This is a genomic window from Treponema sp. UBA3813 (assembly GCA_002368605.1).
GTDB lineage: Bacteria > Spirochaetota > Spirochaetia > Treponematales > Treponemataceae > Treponema_D.
In genome coordinates this window covers 553-969 of sequence record DFEB01000078.1, presented here as the reverse complement: position 1 = coordinate 969, position 417 = coordinate 553, and the positions used below count along the sequence as shown (strand labels likewise).

Annotated in this window: 1 pseudogene; it reads right to left on the bottom strand. The window is 51.3% G+C overall.

The features are described from left to right. Positions 1–417 (bottom strand): annotated as a pseudogene (locus tag B2089_RS11405) (hypothetical protein); the annotation flags it as partial.

Sequence of the window (417 nt, the reverse complement as noted above, 5' to 3'; positions counted from 1 at the left end):
AGTCCACAACATCCGGGCGGCCGGCTCCAATCTTGTTTACCACATCGCATTTAATTCCATTGCTGTTGTAGAAATCAGCGGTGCCCTGTGTGCCAACAAGCGTGAATCCCAAGTTTTTCAAAGTCTTTCCGATTTCAAGAACCTGGTCTTTCTGGCCTTCCTTGTTGGAAAGGGAAATCAGAACTTTCTTGTTTTCCCATGCGGCTGGGGCGTGTGGAAGTTCTGAACCGGCAGCCGTCGCAGCATAGCTGCTCGGAGATTCGCTAAAAACAGTCCACTGGACTGTTTTTACACCGCAAGCGGTGCCGCTCCCTACCTGTGACTTGTAGAATGCCAGAGGGAAGTTTTCTGCCAAGCCGAGAACCTCACCTGTAGAGCGCATTTCTGGTCCAAGGATTGGGTCAACTCCAGGGAAGC